The organism is Aeromonas sp. A04 (genome assembly GCF_047780465.1).
Lineage (GTDB): Bacteria > Pseudomonadota > Gammaproteobacteria > Enterobacterales > Aeromonadaceae > Aeromonas > Aeromonas bestiarum.
Window position 1 is genome coordinate 1 of sequence record NZ_JBLNHP010000021.1, and the last position, 1,112, is coordinate 1,112.

Genomic DNA, 1,112 nt, shown 5'->3' on the forward strand with positions numbered 1-1,112 from the left:
GGTACCATCGGCCACGTTGACCACGGTAAAACCACCCTGACCGCCGCCATCACCAACGTGCTGGCCAAGCACTTCGGTGGTAAAGCTTTCGCCTTCGACCAGATCGACAAGGCGCCGGAAGAGCGTGAGCGTGGTATCACCATCAACACCTCCCACGTAGAATACGACACCGCCATCCGTCACTACGCGCACGTAGATTGCCCGGGTCACGCCGACTACGTTAAAAACATGATCACCGGTGCTGCCCAGATGGACGGCGCGATCCTGGTAGTAGCTGCGACCGACGGCCCGATGCCGCAAACTCGTGAGCACATCCTGCTGGGTCGCCAGGTTGGTATCCCGTACATGATCGTGTTCATGAACAAGTGCGACATGGTAGATGACGAAGAGCTGCTCGAACTGGTCGAGATGGAAGTTCGTGAACTGCTGACCGAATATGACTTCCCGGGTGATGACCTGCCGGTAGTCCGTGGTTCCGCGCTGAAAGCGCTGGAAGGCGACGCTGCATGGGAAGAGAAGATCATCGAGCTGGCCAACCACCTGGATACCTACATCCCGGAGCCGGAGCGCGCAATTGACCTGCCGTTCCTGATGCCTATCGAAGACGTATTCTCCATCGCTGGCCGTGGTACCGTTGTTACCGGTCGTGTTGAGCGCGGTATCGTCAAAGTTGGTGAGACTGTAGAAATCGTCGGTATCAAAGACACCGTTTCTACCACCTGTACCGGTGTTGAAATGTTCCGCAAACTGCTGGACGAAGGTCGTGCAGGCGAGAACATCGGCGCGCTGCTGCGTGGTGTTAAGCGTGAAGACGTAGAGCGTGGTCAAGTACTGGCCAAGCCGGGCTCCATCAAGCCGCACACCAAGTTTGAATCTGAAGTGTACGTGCTGTCCAAAGAAGAAGGTGGTCGTCATACCCCGTTCTTCAAGGGCTACCGTCCGCAGTTCTACTTCCGTACAACCGACGTGACCGGTACCATCGAACTGCCGGAAGGCGTAGAGATGGTAATGCCAGGCGACAACATCAAAATGGTTGTTACCCTGATTGCGCCGATCGCAATGGACGACGGCCTGCGTTTCGCCATCCGTGAAGGTGGCCGTACCGTAGGTGC

Annotated in this window: 1 protein-coding gene; it reads left to right on the top strand. The window is 56.8% G+C overall.

The features are described from left to right. A partial coding sequence (gene tuf / locus ACM3N8_RS22325; RefSeq protein WP_416016605.1) for an elongation factor Tu occupies nucleotides 1–1,112 on the top strand: 1,112 nt, incomplete at both ends.